Source organism: Bacteroides mediterraneensis (assembly GCF_025993685.1).
Taxonomy (GTDB): domain Bacteria; phylum Bacteroidota; class Bacteroidia; order Bacteroidales; family Bacteroidaceae; genus Phocaeicola; species Phocaeicola mediterraneensis_A.
Map to the genome: position 1 here is coordinate 3,917,361 of NZ_DAJPEN010000001.1, position 17,408 is coordinate 3,934,768.

General features: G+C 48.6%; 16 protein-coding genes. 4 read left to right on the forward strand and 12 right to left on the reverse strand.

Annotated elements, in window-relative coordinates; translation table 11 throughout:
• Positions 1-58 precede the first annotated feature (58 nt).
• From OIM59_RS16690 to OIM59_RS16700, 3 genes are read right to left on the reverse strand one after another with little or no spacing between them, the layout of a single operon-like run.
• A complete protein-coding gene (locus OIM59_RS16690) occupies positions 59-1,372 on the reverse strand; it encodes a TolC family protein (protein ID WP_303897796.1) in 1,314 nt (437 codons plus the stop codon).
• A complete protein-coding gene (locus OIM59_RS16695; RefSeq protein WP_303897798.1) occupies positions 1,369-4,539 on the reverse strand; it encodes an efflux RND transporter permease subunit in 3,171 nt (1,056 codons plus the stop codon). Before OIM59_RS16695 ends, OIM59_RS16690 begins: the two co-directional genes overlap by 4 nt.
• Entirely contained in the window at positions 4,539-5,597 is a 1,059-nt protein-coding gene (locus OIM59_RS16700; RefSeq protein WP_299167957.1) for an efflux RND transporter periplasmic adaptor subunit, read from the reverse strand. Before OIM59_RS16700 ends, OIM59_RS16695 begins: the two co-directional genes overlap by 1 nt.
• A gap of 175 nt (positions 5,598-5,772) precedes the next feature.
• On the opposite strand from OIM59_RS16700, the gene OIM59_RS16705 reads away from it, so the two are divergent.
• Positions 5,773-6,684: a helix-turn-helix domain-containing protein gene (locus OIM59_RS16705; RefSeq protein ID WP_299167959.1), complete on the forward strand. Its 912-nt coding sequence runs from the start codon at positions 5,773-5,775 to the stop codon at positions 6,682-6,684.
• An 82-nt stretch (positions 6,685-6,766) separates the two neighbouring features.
• On the opposite strand, the gene metK is transcribed toward OIM59_RS16705, so the two are convergent.
• The 8 genes from metK to OIM59_RS16745 form a co-directional block, all read right to left on the reverse strand.
• Positions 6,767-8,062, reverse strand: coding sequence for a methionine adenosyltransferase (metK, locus tag OIM59_RS16710; RefSeq protein WP_204475543.1), 1,296 nt, complete (start codon positions 8,060-8,062; stop codon positions 6,767-6,769).
• A 227-nt stretch (positions 8,063-8,289) separates the two neighbouring features.
• A complete protein-coding gene (gene folK, locus OIM59_RS16715) occupies positions 8,290-8,760 on the reverse strand; it encodes a 2-amino-4-hydroxy-6-hydroxymethyldihydropteridine diphosphokinase (RefSeq protein WP_299167965.1) in 471 nt (156 codons plus the stop codon).
• A gap of 12 nt (positions 8,761-8,772) precedes the next feature.
• Entirely contained in the window at positions 8,773-9,828 is a 1,056-nt protein-coding gene (gene queA / locus OIM59_RS16720; RefSeq protein ID WP_072543673.1) for a tRNA preQ1(34) S-adenosylmethionine ribosyltransferase-isomerase QueA, read from the reverse strand.
• A gap of 17 nt (positions 9,829-9,845) precedes the next feature.
• Positions 9,846-10,550 (reverse strand): tRNA pseudouridine(55) synthase TruB, encoded by a 705-nt coding sequence (truB, locus tag OIM59_RS16725; RefSeq protein ID WP_072543674.1) that lies wholly within the window; start codon positions 10,548-10,550, stop codon positions 9,846-9,848.
• Positions 10,551-10,596: 46 nt separating this feature from the next.
• Positions 10,597-11,400: an undecaprenyl-diphosphate phosphatase gene (locus OIM59_RS16730; RefSeq protein ID WP_303897802.1), complete on the reverse strand. Its 804-nt coding sequence runs from the start codon at positions 11,398-11,400 to the stop codon at positions 10,597-10,599.
• Between the two features lie 5 nt (positions 11,401-11,405).
• Positions 11,406-11,654 carry a DUF3098 domain-containing protein gene (locus OIM59_RS16735; protein ID WP_072543676.1) on the reverse strand — a complete coding sequence of 83 codons (249 nt, stop codon included), beginning with the start codon at positions 11,652-11,654 and terminating at the stop codon, positions 11,406-11,408.
• A 31-nt stretch (positions 11,655-11,685) separates the two neighbouring features.
• Entirely contained in the window at positions 11,686-12,555 is an 870-nt protein-coding gene (locus OIM59_RS16740; protein ID WP_072543677.1) for an ABC transporter permease, read from the reverse strand.
• 6 nt (positions 12,556-12,561) lie between these two features.
• Positions 12,562-13,458 (reverse strand): bifunctional 2-polyprenyl-6-hydroxyphenol methylase/3-demethylubiquinol 3-O-methyltransferase UbiG, encoded by an 897-nt coding sequence (locus tag OIM59_RS16745; protein WP_072543678.1) that lies wholly within the window; start codon positions 13,456-13,458, stop codon positions 12,562-12,564.
• Between the two features lie 140 nt (positions 13,459-13,598).
• On the opposite strand from OIM59_RS16745, the gene OIM59_RS16750 reads away from it, so the two are divergent.
• A complete protein-coding gene (locus OIM59_RS16750) occupies positions 13,599-13,799 on the forward strand; it encodes a PspC domain-containing protein (RefSeq protein WP_072543679.1) in 201 nt (66 codons plus the stop codon).
• 186 nt (positions 13,800-13,985) lie between these two features.
• Here OIM59_RS16750 and miaB read toward each other — a convergent pair whose 3' ends face one another.
• Positions 13,986-15,359 (reverse strand): tRNA (N6-isopentenyl adenosine(37)-C2)-methylthiotransferase MiaB, encoded by a 1,374-nt coding sequence (gene miaB / locus OIM59_RS16755; RefSeq protein WP_303897805.1) that lies wholly within the window; start codon positions 15,357-15,359, stop codon positions 13,986-13,988.
• A 121-nt stretch (positions 15,360-15,480) separates the two neighbouring features.
• Between miaB and OIM59_RS16760 the strand changes: the two genes are divergently transcribed.
• On the forward strand, positions 15,481-15,843 hold the full coding sequence (locus tag OIM59_RS16760; RefSeq protein WP_303897807.1) for a hypothetical protein: 363 nt from the start codon (positions 15,481-15,483) through the stop codon (positions 15,841-15,843).
• A 50-nt stretch (positions 15,844-15,893) separates the two neighbouring features.
• Complete coding sequence (locus OIM59_RS16765; protein ID WP_299167989.1) at positions 15,894-17,390, forward strand: acetyl-CoA hydrolase/transferase family protein; 1,497 nt, start codon at positions 15,894-15,896, stop codon at positions 17,388-17,390.
• Positions 17,391-17,408 lie beyond the last annotated feature (18 nt).

Here is a 17,408-nt window from a genome sequence, read left to right on the forward strand (position 1 = left end):
TAAACAATTATATGCAATGCCTGGCATCGTCTGTAATTGTCAATATTATAGGTAAAAGCTATTCCTCCAAACGTCCCGTGCACCGCTTGTATTCTGTTTCATAAATTTTGTATTGCGTCAGTGCTTCGATACGGTTGCTTTCAGCCTGTTGCCATTGGGACTGTGCTTCCAGCAGGTCGGTCAGGGTGCTGAGGCCGTGGGTGTAGCGGTTACGCATCACTCGCAGGCTTTCCAGGGCTTGCTTGGAACCGAGTGCGGCAGTTTGTACCAGGTTATATCCGTTGGTCAGGTTCTGGATGGCCTGTCGTACCTCGATGGTGAGCAGACGTGAATTTTGTTGTAGGTCCAGTTGGGCATTTTGCAGGTCCAGCTTGGCTTTCTTGACCTTTCTCAGTCCTTCTCCCCAATGGAAGAGCGGGATGCTTACTGAAGCCATGACCAGTCCGATTCCGTCATCCATTTTTTGCGTAAAAGGTATGTAGTTTCCTTGCGGGTCGGCTGTCATCCCTTTCAGCTTGATGTTTCCGTAGTAGGCATATCCGGCAGAGAGTCCTATTTGCGGCAGAATATTCCCTCTGGCCATTTTCACTTGCTGTTCCTGGGCGGCAATCTGCTGTTTCAGCAATTTGAACTCAGGGCGAGAGTCAATTCCCTCGTCCAATTGTTCGGGAGGCGTGACTTGGATGAGGGTGTCTGTGGGGAGAATCTGTGTTTCCAACGGTTCACCCAACACATGGCACAGGGCCAACCGGCACAGCTCGTTCCCGTTTTGGGCTTTTTGCAGTTGATAGTTGATTTCGCTTCGTTTGGCGGTGATGCGCAACAGTTCATTGTCTGTGCCCATGCCTGCTTTTACAGCTGTTTCTACCTGTTGGTATAGAGTATCCATCTGTGTGCGATACGCTTCCAGCATGCGTACCTTTTGCTGGACAGCAATGTAGTTCCAGTAGGCCTTGTCTGCTTCCGCAATGACTTCCATGCGTGTCTTTCTTCTGCTTTCAGCGGCACTCTCCCGACCAATCTTGGCCAGTTTGTTTCCAGCCCGGATTTTCCCTCCGGCATATAACGGCTGGGTCACACTGATGCCAGCCAGGTACATGCCGTGAATCTGGAGTTCCATTCCAGTCATTTCGACATCTGGAAACATATAGGAACCCGATACCATTCCGTCGAATTTAGGCAGATAGGAACTGAAGGCAATCTTCTGGTCCAGTTCGGCCTGCTGTAAGGTATTGGTGGCTTTCTGTACCTCCTCGTTGCGTTGCAGGGCCAGTTCCCGGCAATCGGCTTGCGTGAGTGAAAGTATGTGTTGTGCAGGGAGCTGTGTCAGAAAGCCGAGCCACAGTATCCCACTTAAAATATATCGTTTCATAATTGTTTGGATGAAGGGTTAGACATGGAATAGGGTTTGTATATATGGAACAGAGCGGTATAGAAAATAGGAAGCAGCACGAGAGTAATGAGGGTACCTACGGTCAGTCCTCCCATAATCGTGATGGCCATGGAACCATACATTGGGTCGTTTACAAGCGGAATCATGCCCACAATGGTGGTCAGTGAGGCCATCAGTACGGGGCGTACGCGTGAAATGGTTGCTTCTACCACGGCATGATAAGGGTGAAGATGTTCTTCTTGTTGCAAGCGGTTGATTTCATCGACCAGTACAATGGCGTTTTTCACCATCATACCGATAAGTCCCATCATTCCGATGATAGCCATAAAGGTAAAGGGCTGTCGGAAAAGTAACAGGGCAGGCGTGATGCCACAGAAAACAAACGGGAAGCAGAGCAGAATGAGTATTACTTTTTTCCAACTGTTGAAAAGTAATAACAGAATACCCAGAATGATGAAGAGGGTCACAGGCATGTATTTCATCAGATTGCCGATGGCTTCTCCCTGCAATTCACCTTCGCCTACCCATCGCATTTTGTAACCGTCCGGCAGAGGGATGCCTTCGATTTCTTTCTGAATGGAGGCGACGACTTTTGCCGGAGTGGCTTCGTATAAGTCGGTATTGGGGTCACATTCCGCTTCGATGGCTCTTTGTCCATTGAGACGATAGATGTAGTTGTCCTCCCAGTCCAGCCGAATCTGACGGGCTACGTTGCCGAGGGGTACACTACGGAACAACTGGTCTTGCAGTTCGTCCATTTTGGTGGAACCGGTCAGCAGACCTTTCAGTTCGTTGTCGTCCATGCGTAGGTTCAACGTACTCCATACGGGAATATCATTCAGGTTGGTAATCCGGCTTCCGTCGGCATTTCGTACCAGCAGATGGATGAGTACGGTCTGGTCTTGGTCGTTCAATACGCCTACGGGTAATCCGTCGGTAGCGGCCAGCAAGGCATTTCCTACATCACTTCGCTCAATACCCGACCTTAATGCATCTTCGCGTACATAATCGGCTGTCAGGGTCTTGCCTTCGGGTTTCCAGTTGTTACCCACGGAATAAGGGTCTACGTACGGGCAGCGGCGCATAATATCTTCTGCCTGTTGGCTCAGTTTCCGTAGGATGGCAGGGTCCGGACCTGAAAACTCGACTTCCACTGTATGAGAGGAGGCAATGGAAAAATTGTATTTCCGGATGCGGATGTACGCGTCGGGATAACGTTCGCGCAGAAGTTTCCTAATTGCAGGAATTTGTGCAACCACGGTCTCATAATCTTTACAGTCGACCATCAGTTCACCGTAACAGTCGCCTCCTGATGTCATGGGACGCACCAGGCAGTAATGGGCAGGTGCACTTCCCATGCTGGCAGCTACCCGCTCAATGGCAGGATTTTTCTTAAGCAGGGCCGATATTTCCAAAAGGTCTTTTCGTACACGGTCGGGGTCGGTTTGCGAAGGAAGAAAATATTCTACAATGAATTGCTTGTAGTCAAAATCCGGGAAAAACAGATTTTTTACCTTCGTCATGCCGAATATACAGAGAGCCAAGAGGATGAAGGAGGTAGCCAGTGTCGTCTTTTTGTATTCTACCAGCAAGCTGATGGTACGACGGATAAACCGGTGGATGGGTGAATGGTATATCTGTGGTTGCTGGGTTGTCTTTTCACGAACAGGCAGCCACGATTTGGCACAGACAGGTACTTGGATCAATGCCAGTATCCAGCTGGCCAGCAAGCTGACACAGAGCACCAGGAATAGGTCGCCGGCATATTCTCCGGCTGAATCGGGAGAAAGATATACGGCAAGGAAAGTCGATACGGCAATCAGGGTAGCTCCCAGCAGAGGCATGGCGGTGTGTTGTCCGATGCGGTACAAATAAGTCTTTGGGGCTAGCCCGCGTGCTTTGTCAATCAAGATGCCGTCCATGATGACGATGGCATTGTCTACCAGCATCCCCATGGCCACGATAAAAGCCCCAAGGGAGATACGCTGAAGCGTAGTGCCACACATTAACAGGATGGGGAAGGAGACAGCGATGGTCAGAATCAGTCCGAAGCCGATGATGAGGCCGCTGCGGAATCCCATGGTGAAGATAAGAATCAGGATGACAATCAGGACCGACTCTACCAGGTTGACCATAAAGGAGCTGATGGCTTCATCCACCTTGTCGGGCTGGAAGAATATTTTTTCCATTTCCATTCCCGCGGGAATCTGTGGCATGATTTCTGCCAGCCGTTTTTCAACAGCTTTTCCCACATCGGGGACAATGGCATTTTCTTCCATGGTCAGGCAGATGGCCAGGGCCGGTTTCCCGTCTACGAAGAAGCCGTTTCGTTGCGGTTTGCTGTAAGTACGTTCTATTTGTGCAATATCTCCCAGTCGGATGGTTTTCCCCTGCGGGGTGCGGATGAGCAGGTTACGGATATCTTTCTCATCGGTAACGGCACTGCTCACATGCAATGGCAGCCGGTCGCTTTCATTTTGGTAACTGCCTGCGTTCACCGTTTTCCCGGTATTCTGCAGGCTCATCATGATTTGGGTTGGGATAATGCCATTACGGGCAATCTTCTCTTTCGATAACGTGATTTGAATGACTTCATCCCGGTTGCCCGTGATAAGGATACGTTTCACACCCTTTACTCCCAGCAGTTCCCGGCGTATCAGTTTGGCGTATTTGTAGAGTTCCGGATAAGAATAGCCTTCACCTGTAAAAGCATAGAAGATGCCGTACACATCCATCATGTCGTCTATGACAATCGGGTCATAGCAGTCTTGTGGCAATTTGGAACGGCTGTCGTTCACTTTTCGCCGAAGGAGGTCGAAGTGCTGTTCCAAGTCTTTTTGAAGGACGGTCATCTGAAATTCTACGGTGAACGTAGCCATTCCGTTCTGACATTCCGATTTGATTTTCTTGACGTTGGGGAGGGCACGGAGTTCGTCTTCCATGGTTTGTGCCACTTTCAGTTCTACTTCATGAGCGGTAGCTCCTGGATAAGGTACGATGACCATAGCTTGTTTGACGGAGACAGCCGGGTCTTCCAGCTTGGGCATCTGCAAGAAAGCCAGCACGCCGGCTATCAGAATGAAGGTCATGAGCGACCAGAACAAGGTAGGCCGCTTCATAAAGTATTCGGTAAGTTTTATTTTCATCAGATAAGTCCTCCTACGTTGGTTTTACTATCCGTATGGATGACACGGACTTTTTCGTTTTCCTGCAGGGCATTTACCCCTGCCTTTATGATTTGTTCATCGCCTTTCAGTCCGGTTGTAATGACGGCACGGCCTTTTTCATCTATTCCGTTGCAGTTCACTTTCCGTTTGCTGACGGTAGAGTCGGTATTCATTACCCAGACATAGGTCTCTTCCTGTGATTGAATGAGGGCATGCAAGGGAAGTGTAAAAGAAGCACGAAGACTGTCGGTAGCTGCAATGTAGATGCGTACATTGACATTCATGCCTGCACTGAGCCGTGAGTCGGTCTTCTTCTGAAAGGTCAGTTTCAGCTGGTATAACTGATTCCCATCTGCTTTGGGGGCGATGCTCGATATTTTCATGGGAATATCTCCTTCTTTTGCGGAAGGAAGTTCGCAGGTGATACGCTGGAAGCGGGAGCGAAGCTGATATACCTCAGCCGGCAGTTCGGTTTCCACTTCCATGGAATGCATGTCGAGCAGGTTGATGACAGGAGTACCTGCGTCTACCATTTCCGATGGAGCAAAATTGACGCTTTGTATGTATCCGTCGGTAGGAGCATACAAGCGTGTATATGCCAGCTTGTTACGGTTGACTTGTAATTGTACTTTCAACTGCTGTAGTCCGGCCTGTGCTTTTTCATAATCGTTGATGGAAATACTTTTGCTGCGATATAAGGCTTCTGTCCGTTTGACTTCATCTTCCAGTTGCTTGCATTGTATTTCCAAAGCCTGTACACCTAGTTGGTAGTCTGTGTGGTCCAGCTGGGCAATTAACTGCCCCTTCTTTACATAATCTCCTTCTTTTACGTATATTTTTTCAATTTGTCCTGCGGTTTTAAATCCCAGTCCGATGTTATGGCTCTCTTGTACCACTCCAGAGAAGTTTTTGATGCTCTCTGCTCCAGACGGGATAGGAGTGGTCAACATCACACTGCGGATAAAGGTTTGCGTGGGCTTTTCTGTGCATCCACTGGCCAACCAGAGAAGGAAGGGAAGTAATAATAATTGTTTCATCTGTATGGATTTAGAAGTTCTTTAGATGCAAAGGTCACATTTTTTGTTTTCTTCTTTACACCCTTATCAGCCTGCAAAATGTCCTAAAAGTAGGATTAGTAGATTAAATAACCTTTTTCTCCTTTATTTTATGTTCTAAAGGACTATCTTTGTAAGGAGATAAAAAGCAAAATAGATGAAGACAGAAGATTCTCCTTTTAAAGAGCTGCATTTGTTGATGCTTCCTGATGTAGGGCGTACACTGATTTATGGAAATGAACTGGTTTTGCTGGATAACATCGGAATGGATGTGGAGAAGGAACTGGTTTCTGATTTTGTGTCTCCTTCCTACCCTTTCAAGCTGACTTTTACCTTGGTGATGTTCTGTTTGCGTGGTACCATGCGAGTAAGGCTACAGTTGAAAGAATATGTATTGTCGGAGAATGATGTACTGGTGGTGCTTCCAGGTACGATTGGAGAATGTCTGGAAGTGAGTGCAGCGGCTGAGGTGGCAATTATTGGTTTATCCGGTCATCGTTTGTGGAAAGGGCAACAATCGTCCTTAAGTATGGCTTTCCTGCGTTTGCTTACTGCTACTTCCCTGATACACATCTCGTCGACTCAAATGGAAGAGTGTATGATACTCTATCATTCGATGCGGAAAAAGCTGGAGCAGCCCGGTTATAAATTTAAGCTGGAAGCCATAGCAGGCTATTTGCAAGTATTCTTTTACAATGGATGTCAATGGTTGTTGGAGTATGACCGGCAGCAGGTGCGTAAAGTGGAAAGCAGGCAGGAAAAGTTGTTTGAGGCCTTTCTGGAGTTGGTTCAAACACATTATAGAGAACATCGGAATATGTGTTTCTATGCCGAAAAACTTTGTCTGACGCCCAAATATCTTTCGCAGGTCATTTGGGAGGTAAGCGACCGCCATGCTCCGGATTGGATTCGCGATTATGTGATTTTGGAAGCAAAGGCTTTGTTGAAGAGTGGAGAATACACCGTCCAGCAGGTAGGTGATTTCCTGAATTTTGCAAATGCCTCTTTCTTTGGCAAATATTTTAAGGCTGCGGTAGGATGTACTCCCCGGCAATATATGTTGAAATAGCCGGTGATGAAAATAAAAAAGCAGGAAGAAAATCTTGAACTCTTCTTCCTGCTTGATATCGTTGTCGTTTAAGAATTTCGGATTATTTCAGTCCGAAAGCTTCTTTCACTTTATCCACGTAGTCCAGTTTCTCCCATGTAAAGAGTTCCACTTCCACGTCTTTATTGCCTTCGTAAGCCGATTCGAAATGTTTGGTCACGATTTTCGGTTCACGGCCCATGTGTCCGTAAGCGGCTGTCTCGCTGTAAATCGGGTTACGCAGTTTCAGGCGCTCTTCGATGGCGCGGGGACGCATGTCGAAGATTTCATCCACCTTCTTGGCAATCTCTCCGTCGGTCATGTTGACCTTGCTGCGTCCGTACGTATTGACGTAGATGTTGATAGGGCGTGCCACACCGATGGCGTAAGACACCTGTACCAGCACTTCGTCGGCTACTCCGGCTGCCACCAGGTTCTTGGCGATGTGACGGGCAGCGTACGCCGCACTGCGGTCTACCTTGCTCGGGTCTTTTCCAGAGAAAGCACCGCCTCCGTGCGCACCGGCACCTCCGTAGGTATCCACGATAATCTTACGGCCTGTCAGGCCGGTATCTCCGTGCGGACCACCGATGACGAACTTGCCGGTCGGGTTCACATGGTATTTGATTTGGTCGTTGAACAAGGCCAGCACCTTCGGATTGTGGATTTCAGCGATGACACGCGGCATCAGGATTTCGATGACATCCTTGCGGATTTGAGCCAGCATTTCCTCGTCGGCTTTCAGTTGCGCTTCCTTGGAATCGTTTTCCGGCTGGATGAACTCATCGTGCTGGGTAGACACTACGATGGTATCGATACGTACCGGACGGCGGTCATCATCGTATTCAATCGTTACTTGGCTCTTTGAGTCCGGTCGGAGGTAAGTCATGACTTTTCCTTCGCGGCGGATTTCAGCCAGCACCATCAGCAGTTTGTGCGCCAGATCGAGTGATAGCGGCATGTAGTTCTCTGTTTCGTTGGTTGCATAACCGAACATCATACCCTGGTCGCCGGCTCCCTGGTTCATTGGGTCTTCGCGTTCCACGCCACGGTTGATGTCAGGGCTCTGTTCGTGGATGGCAGAGAATACACCGCAAGAGTTGCCTTCGAACATGTATTCGCTCTTGGTATAGCCTATCTTGTTAATCACTTCGCGTGCCACGCGTTGCAAATCGATATACGCTTTGGTTTTCACTTCTCCTGCCAACACCACCTGTCCGGTAGTTACCAGCGTTTCGCAAGCTACTTTTGAACTGGGGTCGTAAGCCAACAGTTTGTCAAGCACAGCGTCCGAAATTTGATCGGCCACTTTGTCGGGGTGTCCTTCAGACACCGATTCGGATGTGAATAAGTATCCCATTGTTTTGGTAAATTAAATAAGTTGTTAATGGTTTCGTTTATCCGTGTACGGACAGAGTAGAGAAGTAATCTTCAAGGAAATCTAACTATGTGTTTTAGCATTTTTTTCCGTGGTTGCAAGCTACTCAAATCTTTCCACTTTTTTAATCGCTTGCAAAGATAGGGAGATAAATTGGAATAATTACAATTTCAGTATGTTTTTAACATAGCTTTACTGAGAGGTGGCCTTTAAGCCTGTATCAGGCTTTGTAAAAGAGAAGATAAGGTCTTTTTTTGTACAGGATGCATCACATTCCCCGCAATCTCTACCAACGGTTTCATCACGAAGTCTCTTTCTGTCATCAGGGGATGGGGGATGGTAAGTTCGGGCGTGTGGAGGACGAGATTATCGTATAAAAGGATATCAATATCCATCGGACGGTCGCTATAGATACCGTTGGCCGATTTTTCCGTTCTTCCAAGCTCCTTCTCGATTTCTTGGGTGGCGTGCAGCACTTCCAAAGGAGTGAGCCGGGTTTCCAGGCAAATCGCCGCATTGAGGAAACTGTGGGCGGATTCAAACCCCCAGGGAGCGGTTTCATAAAAAGAGGATAGGGAAACTTGTTTCCCTATCCTTTCTTGCAGTTTATAGATGGCGGTACGTAAATTTACTTCTTTATCGCCCAGATTCGTGCCGAGTCCCAGATAAACTTTTGCCATTGTTTCTGCTTTTTATTTATCCAGAATCAGCATGGCGTCACCGTAGGTACCGAAGCGGTAGCCTTCTTTCAAAGCCACATTGTAGGCCTCCATAATCAGTTCGTAACCTCCGTAGGCGCACACCAGCATCAGCATGGTAGAAAGCGGCATGTGGAAGTTGCTCACCATGGCATTGGCCACCGAGAAGTCGTAGGGCGGGAAGATGAACTTGTTGGTCCATCCTTCGTATTCTTTCAGGTGTCCGTCTGTGCCTACAGCGGTTTCAATTGTGCGCATCACGGTGGTTCCGATGGCGCATACCTTGTTGCCTCTGTCTTTCGCCTCGTTTACGATACGGCAGGCTTCTGCGTTGACAAACATCTGTTCCGAGTCCATTTTATGCTTGGTCAGGTCCTCCACGTCGATGTCGCGGAAGTTACCCAGTCCGGCATGCATGGTGATGAACGCAAAGTCGATTCCCTTGATTTCCATGCGTTTCATCAGCTCCCGGCTGAAGTGCAGTCCGGCAGCCGGTACAGTCACGGCTCCTTCGTTTTTGGCGTAGATGGTCTGGAAACGTTCTTCATCTTCCGGTTCGGCCGGACGATGGATGAAAGGAGGCAATGGGGGTTCTCCCAAGGCATAAAGCGCTTTCTTGAATTCATCGTGAGGACCGTCGTACAAGAAACGGAGGGTACGTCCGCGTGAAGTGGTGTTGTCAATCACCTCGGCCACCATGGAATCATCGTCACCGAAATACAGCTTGTTGCCGATACGGATTTTACGGGCCGGGTCTACCAGCACGTCCCAAAGGCGCAGTTCTTCATTCAGTTCGCGGAGCAGGAATACCTCGATGCGGGCTCCCGTCTTCTCTTTGTTTCCATACAAACGGGCGGGAAAGACTTTGGTATCATTAAAGATAAACACATCCTTGTCGTCGAAATAGTTCAGTATATCCTTGAAAATGACATGCTCAATTTCTCCGGTGGATTTGTGAACTACCATCAGGCGGGATTCATCTCTGTATTTGGCCGGGTAAAGTGCGATTTTGTCTTCCGGCAACTTGAATTTGAATTGTGACAGTTTCATCTTCTTCCTTTCTTTCCTTAATCGTTTATAACTTCTATTTCTTGCTGGTCAAGCCAAGTCTCAAAATCTTCCACTTTCATGCAGTCTTCCAGTCTCACGTTCCCCACTCGCGTGCGGACTAGTCCTGTGAGATGTGCGCCGCTGTGCAAGGCTTCCCCGATGTCTCTGGCCAGTGCCCGGATATAGGTTCCTTTGCTGCACACCACCCGTATCTTAATTTCCGGAAGGTTGTATTCCAGCAATTCGATTTCATCGATGACCAGTATCTTGGGCTTCAGCTCCACTTCGTCCCCGTTGCGGGCCATTTCGTAGGCGCGCTTCCCGTCTACCTTGCAGGCCGAGAAGGCAGGGGGAACCTGTTCGATGGTGCCTATGAATTTTTTCAATACATCTTCCACCATTTCCCGGGTGATATGTTCGGTGGGATAAGTGGCGTCAATCTCCTTTTCCAGGTCGAACGACGGGGTGGTGGCTCCTAATTGGAGGGTGGCGATGTATTCCTTCGTGTGATATTGAAACTCCTCGATACGCTTGGTGGCTTTTCCGGTACAGATGATCATCACCCCGGTGGCCAGCGGATCGAGCGTTCCGGCATGTCCTACTTTTATTTTCTTTACTCCCAGCTTTCGGCTGATATGGTATCTTATTTTATTGACCACTGCAAAGGATGTCCATTTCAGTGGCTTGTCAAAGTATAGAACTTCTCCTTCCTTAAAATTCATCTTATCTTTTTCGTTCTTGGATACTAATGTATGAAGAAACAGGGAATCAACCCCACAGGCTGCATGCTATCGTGATAATTCCGGCAATGGCACAATATACACCGAACCAGATGAGCTTTCCTTTCTTGACGATGCTGATCATCCATTTGCAGGCCACGCATCCTGAAATGAAAGCGGCCAGGAAACCGATAATCAGGGCACCGATGCTGACTTCTGCATCGGCTGCAGAAGCGTTCTTCACGATTTCCATTCCCGACAGCAGGGCCTCGCCCAGAATCGGTGGAATGACCATCAGGAAAGAGAACTGAGCCAGCGTTTCTTTCTTGTTGCCCAAGATAAGTCCGGTGGCGATGGTACTTCCGGAGCGTGAGAGTCCCGGCATCACGGCACAAGCTTGGGCCAGACCGATGATGAAGGCATCGCGCATGCTGATTTTCTCTTTCTGACGCGGCTTGGCGTAATACGAGAAGGCCAGCAGGATGGCGGTCAGCAGTAGCATGCATCCCACGATAAGCAAGCCGGACCCGAAGATTTCTTCCACATAGTTCTTGAAGAAAACACCCACGATACCGATGGGAATCATGGAAATGATAATGTTGATGACGTATTTGGTTTCGTCATTCATTTTCCATTTGAACAAGCCGCGGAAAATCCAGTCGATTTCTTTCCAGAGAATGACCAGCGTACTCAGTACGGTGGCAATGTGTACCACGACCGTAAAGGTCAGATTTTCTTCTCCTTGTATACCGAACAGTGCCGAACCGATGGCAAGGTGTCCGCTGCTACTTACAGGCAGGTATTCCGTCAGTCCCTGCAGAATACCTAAAATCAGGGCTTCAAACCAACTCATTGTCTTTATTCTTCTTTAGAGGTTATTTCTTTGTCTTTGGGTTTGCGCAAGATGCCATAAATCATGAAGATAAAGCCTACAAAGCAGACCAGCGGAGCTACTTTGATACGGCGTACGCTGAAAATGTCCGGCTCGAAAGTGGTTTCTGTGGAACCGGGGCCACTCATCAATATAAAACCGAGGATAATCACCACCATGCCTATTGCCAGCAGGATGAAGTTGGTTTTATCGAAGGCAAAACTTTTTTTATCCATAACGATTCGTTATCTATTTAGTTAGTTGATATTAAAGACTATATAATTCTCCCGCTTTCATCCGCAAATATTTGTTGATGGAAATGTAGGCGCACAGCATCGTAATCAGGATGCCGGAGATGAACACCGTCCCCATGACGTAAAGCATGACTTCCGGCGTAATCAGTTCCAGCAGCCCCGGTTCATAATTCACCAGCATATAGGCCATGCTGGTCAGCAACGCATTGGCAATGGCCGCGGCGAGAATACCGATGCCTATATTCCGGACAATGAACGGACGGCGGATGAACCCCCAGCTTGCCCCTACCAGTTTCATGGTGTGAATCAGGAAACGTTTGGAATAGATGGTCAGCCGGATGGTATTATTAATCAGGGCGAATGAAATCAAGGTGAGCAAGGCAGCCAGGCCCAGCAGGAACAGGCTGATTTTACGGATATTCCGGTTGATGGTGTCAATCAGGTCCTGCGGGTAGTTGATTTCAATCACCTGCTTGTGGTCGAGCAGTTTCTCCTGTATCCATTTCAGGCTGTCTGTGTTGGCATACGCCGCATTCAGTTTGATTTCAATGGAGGCTGTAAAAGGGTTGTAGCCTAAAAATTCGGCAGGGTCGGTCCCCATGGCTTCCGTCTGTTCCTTCAGTGCCTGCGCCTTGGAGATGTAGACCGCCTGTTTCACGAAGGGCTCCTCTTCCAGCTGTTTCTGGAAATGAAGGGCTTCGGTTTCCTTTATGTCATCGTTGAGGAGGACCGAGAAGTTGATATTCTCACGCACGTACACCGAAAGATTGTTGGCCGTCATGACGAAAAAGACCACCATGCCCAGGAGCAGCAACACGAGCATCGTGCTGATGCAGGAGGTAATGAACTGCATGTCAAAAAGTGTACCCGGCTTGTGACTCATAACGGTTTATTTTTTTCTGAATACGTAAATCATCGAACTGCTTCTTTCTTTTTTGGCCAGCGAAACGAACCACGCTTCGGTGCCGGACCATAAGCCTTTTAAAAAAGGTATGGAGGATTTCCGGTATTTCTCGCTCAGCATGGACACGTAGAACGCATCAAAAGGCATGGGATGGCGTTCGCAGAGAATGAAGTTGTGTTTGGCGCCAAACTGCTGCATGACCGACGGGGTGAAGTGCCATAAGTGGCGAGGCACGTCGTAAGCCGCCCACATTTCCTTGTATTTCCCCGCATCGAAGGAGGTGGGGTTAGGAACGGCGATTACCAGAATACCCCGGTCTTTCAGAATACGGCCGAGGGTTTCCCACGTGTCGTTCAAATGTTCCAGGTGTTCCATGACATGCCACAGGGTAATGACATCGAACGACTTGTCCGGATAATCCGTCAGTTCTTCCGGTTTGCGGACTTCCAGTCCGAAGTGGGTCTGGGCAAACCGGCGTGCCTGCGGACTTTTCTCGATGGCCGACACGCGCCATCCTTTTTCCTGCATGAAATGAGGGAAATATCCCGTCCCGGTACCGATGTCCAGCAACATTCCTCTGCTGAGGCCTGAATTGTGCTTGATCAGGCGGGCTTTACGTGCAAGCATGAAACGGCGCACCCAATGATAGACACGGTTCATCAGTCCTTTGTGTGTATCACTGTGTGAAATATAGTCCGGGCTTTCATAATAACGTCCTATTTCCGCTTCTACGGGAGCGGACTGTGTGAACTGAAAGCCGCAGTGAGTGCAACGACAGATGGCAAAAGACTCACCGGAAGCATAGTGGTCCGTACATGTCATTACTTCTTCAAAATGGCTTTCTCCACAGAGTGGACATTTATCTATTTTTAGTGTATTCACTTCATTCCCTAATTTGCTGCAAAATAACAAATAAAAAGCCTATAGAACGACTTTCTTTAAAAGTTTTTAAGAGTATTAGACTGCTTTATGTTTGTTTTTTGTATCTTAGCCGCCATTAATAGACACTTTGCAAAATAAATATGAACAAGAAACGATTGACACGGTCGAATAACCGCATGATAGGAGGGGTTTGTGCCGGTATAGCAGACTATTTTAACTGGGATATTACGCTGGTGCGGATTGTGTACGTATTGGCTACTTTCTTTACCGCTTTTTCGGGGGGAATTGTCTATCTGATTTTGTGGCTGATTATGCCGGAAGCCGGAAGGGATACCGACTGAAACTGGAAAACGCACTTATATAAAGAGAAAAACGCGCTCGTATGTTGGATGTTTCCCAGTGCGGAAACGTACGTTTCCCGGACGGAAAACATACGTTTCTGCAGCGAGAAACATACGTTTTCCTTGAGGGAAACGTAAAAGATGTCGGGAAATTCTCACTTTATCTTTTGGTGAGTTCCCGGAATATTATTCTGTCACTTCTATTCCTTTGAGGGTAGCCGAACTGGATTCCGTAATCTTGACTTTTACAAAATCGCCGATTCGGTGGTTGCCACGGTCGAATACTACCACTTTATTTTGTTCCGTACGTCCAAACAGCTGTTCTTTGGAGCGTTTTGACACGCCTTCCACCAGCACTTCGAAGGTCTTTCCCACATCCTTGGCATTGCTTTCGGCCGAAAGCTGGTTCTGCAGTTCGATGAGTTCGTTCAGGCGGCGGATTTTGATTTCTTCCGGCACGTCGTCGGGAAGATGCTTGGATGCGTAGGTGCCCGGACGTTCGGAATACTTGAACATGAAGGCCGAATCGTAGGCACATTCCCGCATCAGCGAGAGGGACATTTGATGGTCTTCCTCCGTTTCGGAATGGAAGCCGGAGAAAATGTCGGTGCTGAGTCCACAGTCGGGGATGATGCGACGGATGGCAGCCACTCTTTCCAGGTACCATTCACGGGTATATTTGCGGTTCATCAGTTTCAGGATGCGTGAACTTCCGCTCTGTACGGGCAGGTGGATGTGCTTGCACACGTTAGGCACTTCCGCGATGACATGGAGGGTCTCATCGCTCATGTCTTTCGGATGGGAAGTGGTGAAGCGTACGCGCATGTCGGGCACGGCCTCAGCCACGGTACGGAGCAGCATGGGGAAAGTCACCGTTTCTCCGTCTTTCTCAAAACGGTAGGAGTTGACGTTCTGTCCCAGAAGGGTGACTTCTTTGTAGCCTTTCCGCTGCAGGTCGCGCACTTCGTTCAGGATGCTTTTCACGTCGCGGCTGCGTTCACGTCCGCGGGTGTAAGGCACGATGCAGTAGTGGCAGAAGTTGTTGCATCCGCGCATGATGGACACAAAGCCTGAGATATGGTTGCCGCAGATACGTGAAGGAATGACGTCGCGGTAGGTCTCGGTGGTGGAGAGTTCCACGTTGATGGCCTTTTCTCCAGCTTCCACGGCTCCGATGAGGTCGGGCAGTGTCAGGTAGGCATCGGGTCCGGCCACCAGGTCGACATGGTGCTTTTCAATCAGGTCGTTTTTTACTCGTTCGGCCATGCATCCCAATACGCCCACGATGAGGTGCTTGCGCTTTTTGCGCAAGGAATGGAAGAATTCCAGTCGGTTCAGGATTTTCTGTTCTGCATTGTCGCGGATGGAGCAGGTGTTCATAAACACGGCATCCGCCTCTTCCAGGTTGTCGCACGGGGTGTAGCCGGCCATTTGCATGATAGAGGCAATCACCTCACTGTCTGCCACATTCATCTGGCATCCATACGTTTCGATAAACAGTTTCTTGCTTTCGTTTTCAGTTGCAGATTTAAAGTCTGCTCCTGTAATTTCTTTTGTCATAAGGTTTTTGGAATTAAAATTTTGCCTGCAAAGATATCTGTTTCTTGGTTAACTTCCATGAAAAGGGTAGGATATATAGATTTTATTCGTATCTTTGAAGAAAACCTTAACACTTGTATTTATGGACGTTTTTCAAATTCTTATCTTTCTGGGAATAATCTGTCTGGGGCTTTATCAGACGAGAAAACAGACACAGAAAAAGACCGCTCAGAAAAAAGTGGTGAGAAAAACGGTTCTTGCAGATGCTTCCCCGAAGGCAGAGGAAGCGGTGGAAGAAGTGCGGATGACTCCGCCGCCAACAAGACGGAAAAAGCGGGCGGAACATTTCGCGAAGCAGGTAAAACAGCCTCCAAAAGAAGGAAAACAGGCCTCCATACAGATGGAGAAGCCGGAAGAAGACCGTTCGGAATATGCTTTCCGCACGCCGTCGGACGCGCGTCGGGCTTTTATCTATTCTGAAATCTTCCGCCGGAAATACGACTGAGAGACAAACTTTTATACTTAAATACTATAACATAAAAAACACTTGATACTATGAGCTTTAACTTTATTACGGCAGCCGAGGCTGCCAGCTACATCAAGGATGGGGATATCGTCGGATTGAGCGGCTTTACCCCTGCAGGAAGTCCGAAAGCGGTGACCGCAGAGTTGGCAAAAATAGCAGAGGAAAAACATGCGAGGGGTGAAGCCTTTCAAATAGGTGTGATTACGGGAGCGTCTACAGGAGACTCTTGCGACGGGGCACTGACCCGGGCACACGCCATCAAGTTCCGTGCTCCTTATACCACAAACACAGATTTCCGCAAGGCGGTGAACAACGGTGAAATCAATTATACGGATATCCATCTGTCGCAGGTGGCACAGCGCCTGCGCTCCGGTTTCTTGGGGCATGTCAATGTGGCTATTCTTGAGGCTTGCGAGATTACGGAAGACGGGCGTATCTACCTGACAGCCGGTGTGGGTATTTCACCGACTATTGCCCGGCTGGCCGACAAGGTGATTGTGGAACTGAATGCAGCTCATAGCAAGCGTTTGATTGGTATGCACGATTTGTATGAGATGGAACGTCCGCCTTACCGCCGGCCGATTCCGATTGTGCGTCCGAGCGACCGTATCGGTCTTCCTTACATTCAGGTGGACCCTTCCAAAATAGTAGGTATTGTGGAGACAAATATTCCGGATGAGGCCCGTGGCTTCCATGCTTCCGATCCGGTAACGGATAAAATCGGACAGAATGTGGCGGAGTTTCTGGCAGCCGACATGCGCAAGGGAATCATTCCTTCCACCTTCCTTCCGTTGCAGTCGGGGGTAGGGAATATCGCCAATGCAGTGTTGAGTGCGTTGGGAAAAGATTCCAGCATTCCTCCGTTTGAGATGTACACGGAAGTGATACAGAATGCGGTCATCACCCTGATTAAGGAAGGACGCATCAAGTTTGGCAGTACCTGTTCGCTGAGCGTGACCAACGACTGTCTGCAGGACATTTACGACAACATGGACTTTTTCCGCCACAAGCTGGTGTTGCGTCCTTCGGAAATCTCCAACTGTCCGGAGGTTATCCGTCGTATCGGTGTCATTTCCATGAATACGGCCATTGAAGCGGATATTTATGGCAATGTGAACTCTACCCATATTTGCGGTACCAAGATGATGAACGGCATCGGTGGTTCCGGCGACTTCACCCGCAGTGCCTATATCTCTATCTTCTCTTGTCCGTCGACGGCCAAAGGCGGATGCATCAGTTCCATCGTACCGATGGTATCGCATCTGGACCACAGCGAACATTCCGTGAACGTGATTATTACCGAGCAGGGAATTGCCGACTTGCGTGGAAAGAGCCCGATGGAGCGTGCGGAGGCAGTGATTGAAAACTGTGCACATCCGGACTACAAGCAGCTGCTTTGGGATTATCTGAAAATCTCCACGAAAGGGCAGACTTGCCACAGTCTTTCGGCTGCATTGGGCATGCATCAGGTATTTCTTGACAAGGGTGACATGCGCTTGACCAACTGGGCCGATTTCCAGAAATAAAAAGGATGGCGTTAATAT

Bases quoted from the DNA above. Each gene is read 5' to 3' on its own strand.
- OIM59_RS16740 (WP_072543677.1), bottom strand. From the start codon at position 12,555: ATGAGTCACAAGCCGGGTACACTTTTTGACATGCAGTTCATTACCTCC.
- OIM59_RS16730 (WP_303897802.1), bottom strand. From the start codon at position 11,400: ATGAGTTGGTTTGAAGCCCTGATTTTAGGTATTCTGCAGGGACTGACG.
- OIM59_RS16705 (WP_299167959.1), top strand. From the start codon at position 5,773: ATGAAGACAGAAGATTCTCCTTTTAAAGAGCTGCATTTGTTGATGCTT.
- OIM59_RS16735 (WP_072543676.1), bottom strand. From the start codon at position 11,654: ATGGATAAAAAAAGTTTTGCCTTCGATAAAACCAACTTCATCCTGCTG.
- truB (WP_072543674.1), bottom strand. From the start codon at position 10,550: ATGAATTTTAAGGAAGGAGAAGTTCTATACTTTGACAAGCCACTGAAA.
- OIM59_RS16765 (WP_299167989.1), top strand. From the start codon at position 15,894: ATGAGCTTTAACTTTATTACGGCAGCCGAGGCTGCCAGCTACATCAAG.
- metK (WP_204475543.1), bottom strand. From the start codon at position 8,062: ATGGGATACTTATTCACATCCGAATCGGTGTCTGAAGGACACCCCGAC.
- OIM59_RS16695 (WP_303897798.1), bottom strand. From the start codon at position 4,539: ATGAAAATAAAACTTACCGAATACTTTATGAAGCGGCCTACCTTGTTC.
- OIM59_RS16760 (WP_303897807.1), top strand. From the start codon at position 15,481: ATGGACGTTTTTCAAATTCTTATCTTTCTGGGAATAATCTGTCTGGGG.
- OIM59_RS16750 (WP_072543679.1), top strand. From the start codon at position 13,599: ATGAACAAGAAACGATTGACACGGTCGAATAACCGCATGATAGGAGGG.
- queA (WP_072543673.1), bottom strand. From the start codon at position 9,828: ATGAAACTGTCACAATTCAAATTCAAGTTGCCGGAAGACAAAATCGCA.
- OIM59_RS16690 (WP_303897796.1), bottom strand. From the start codon at position 1,372: ATGAAACGATATATTTTAAGTGGGATACTGTGGCTCGGCTTTCTGACA.
- folK (WP_299167965.1), bottom strand. From the start codon at position 8,760: ATGGCAAAAGTTTATCTGGGACTCGGCACGAATCTGGGCGATAAAGAA.
- miaB (WP_303897805.1), bottom strand. From the start codon at position 15,359: ATGACAAAAGAAATTACAGGAGCAGACTTTAAATCTGCAACTGAAAAC.
- OIM59_RS16700 (WP_299167957.1), bottom strand. From the start codon at position 5,597: ATGAAACAATTATTATTACTTCCCTTCCTTCTCTGGTTGGCCAGTGGA.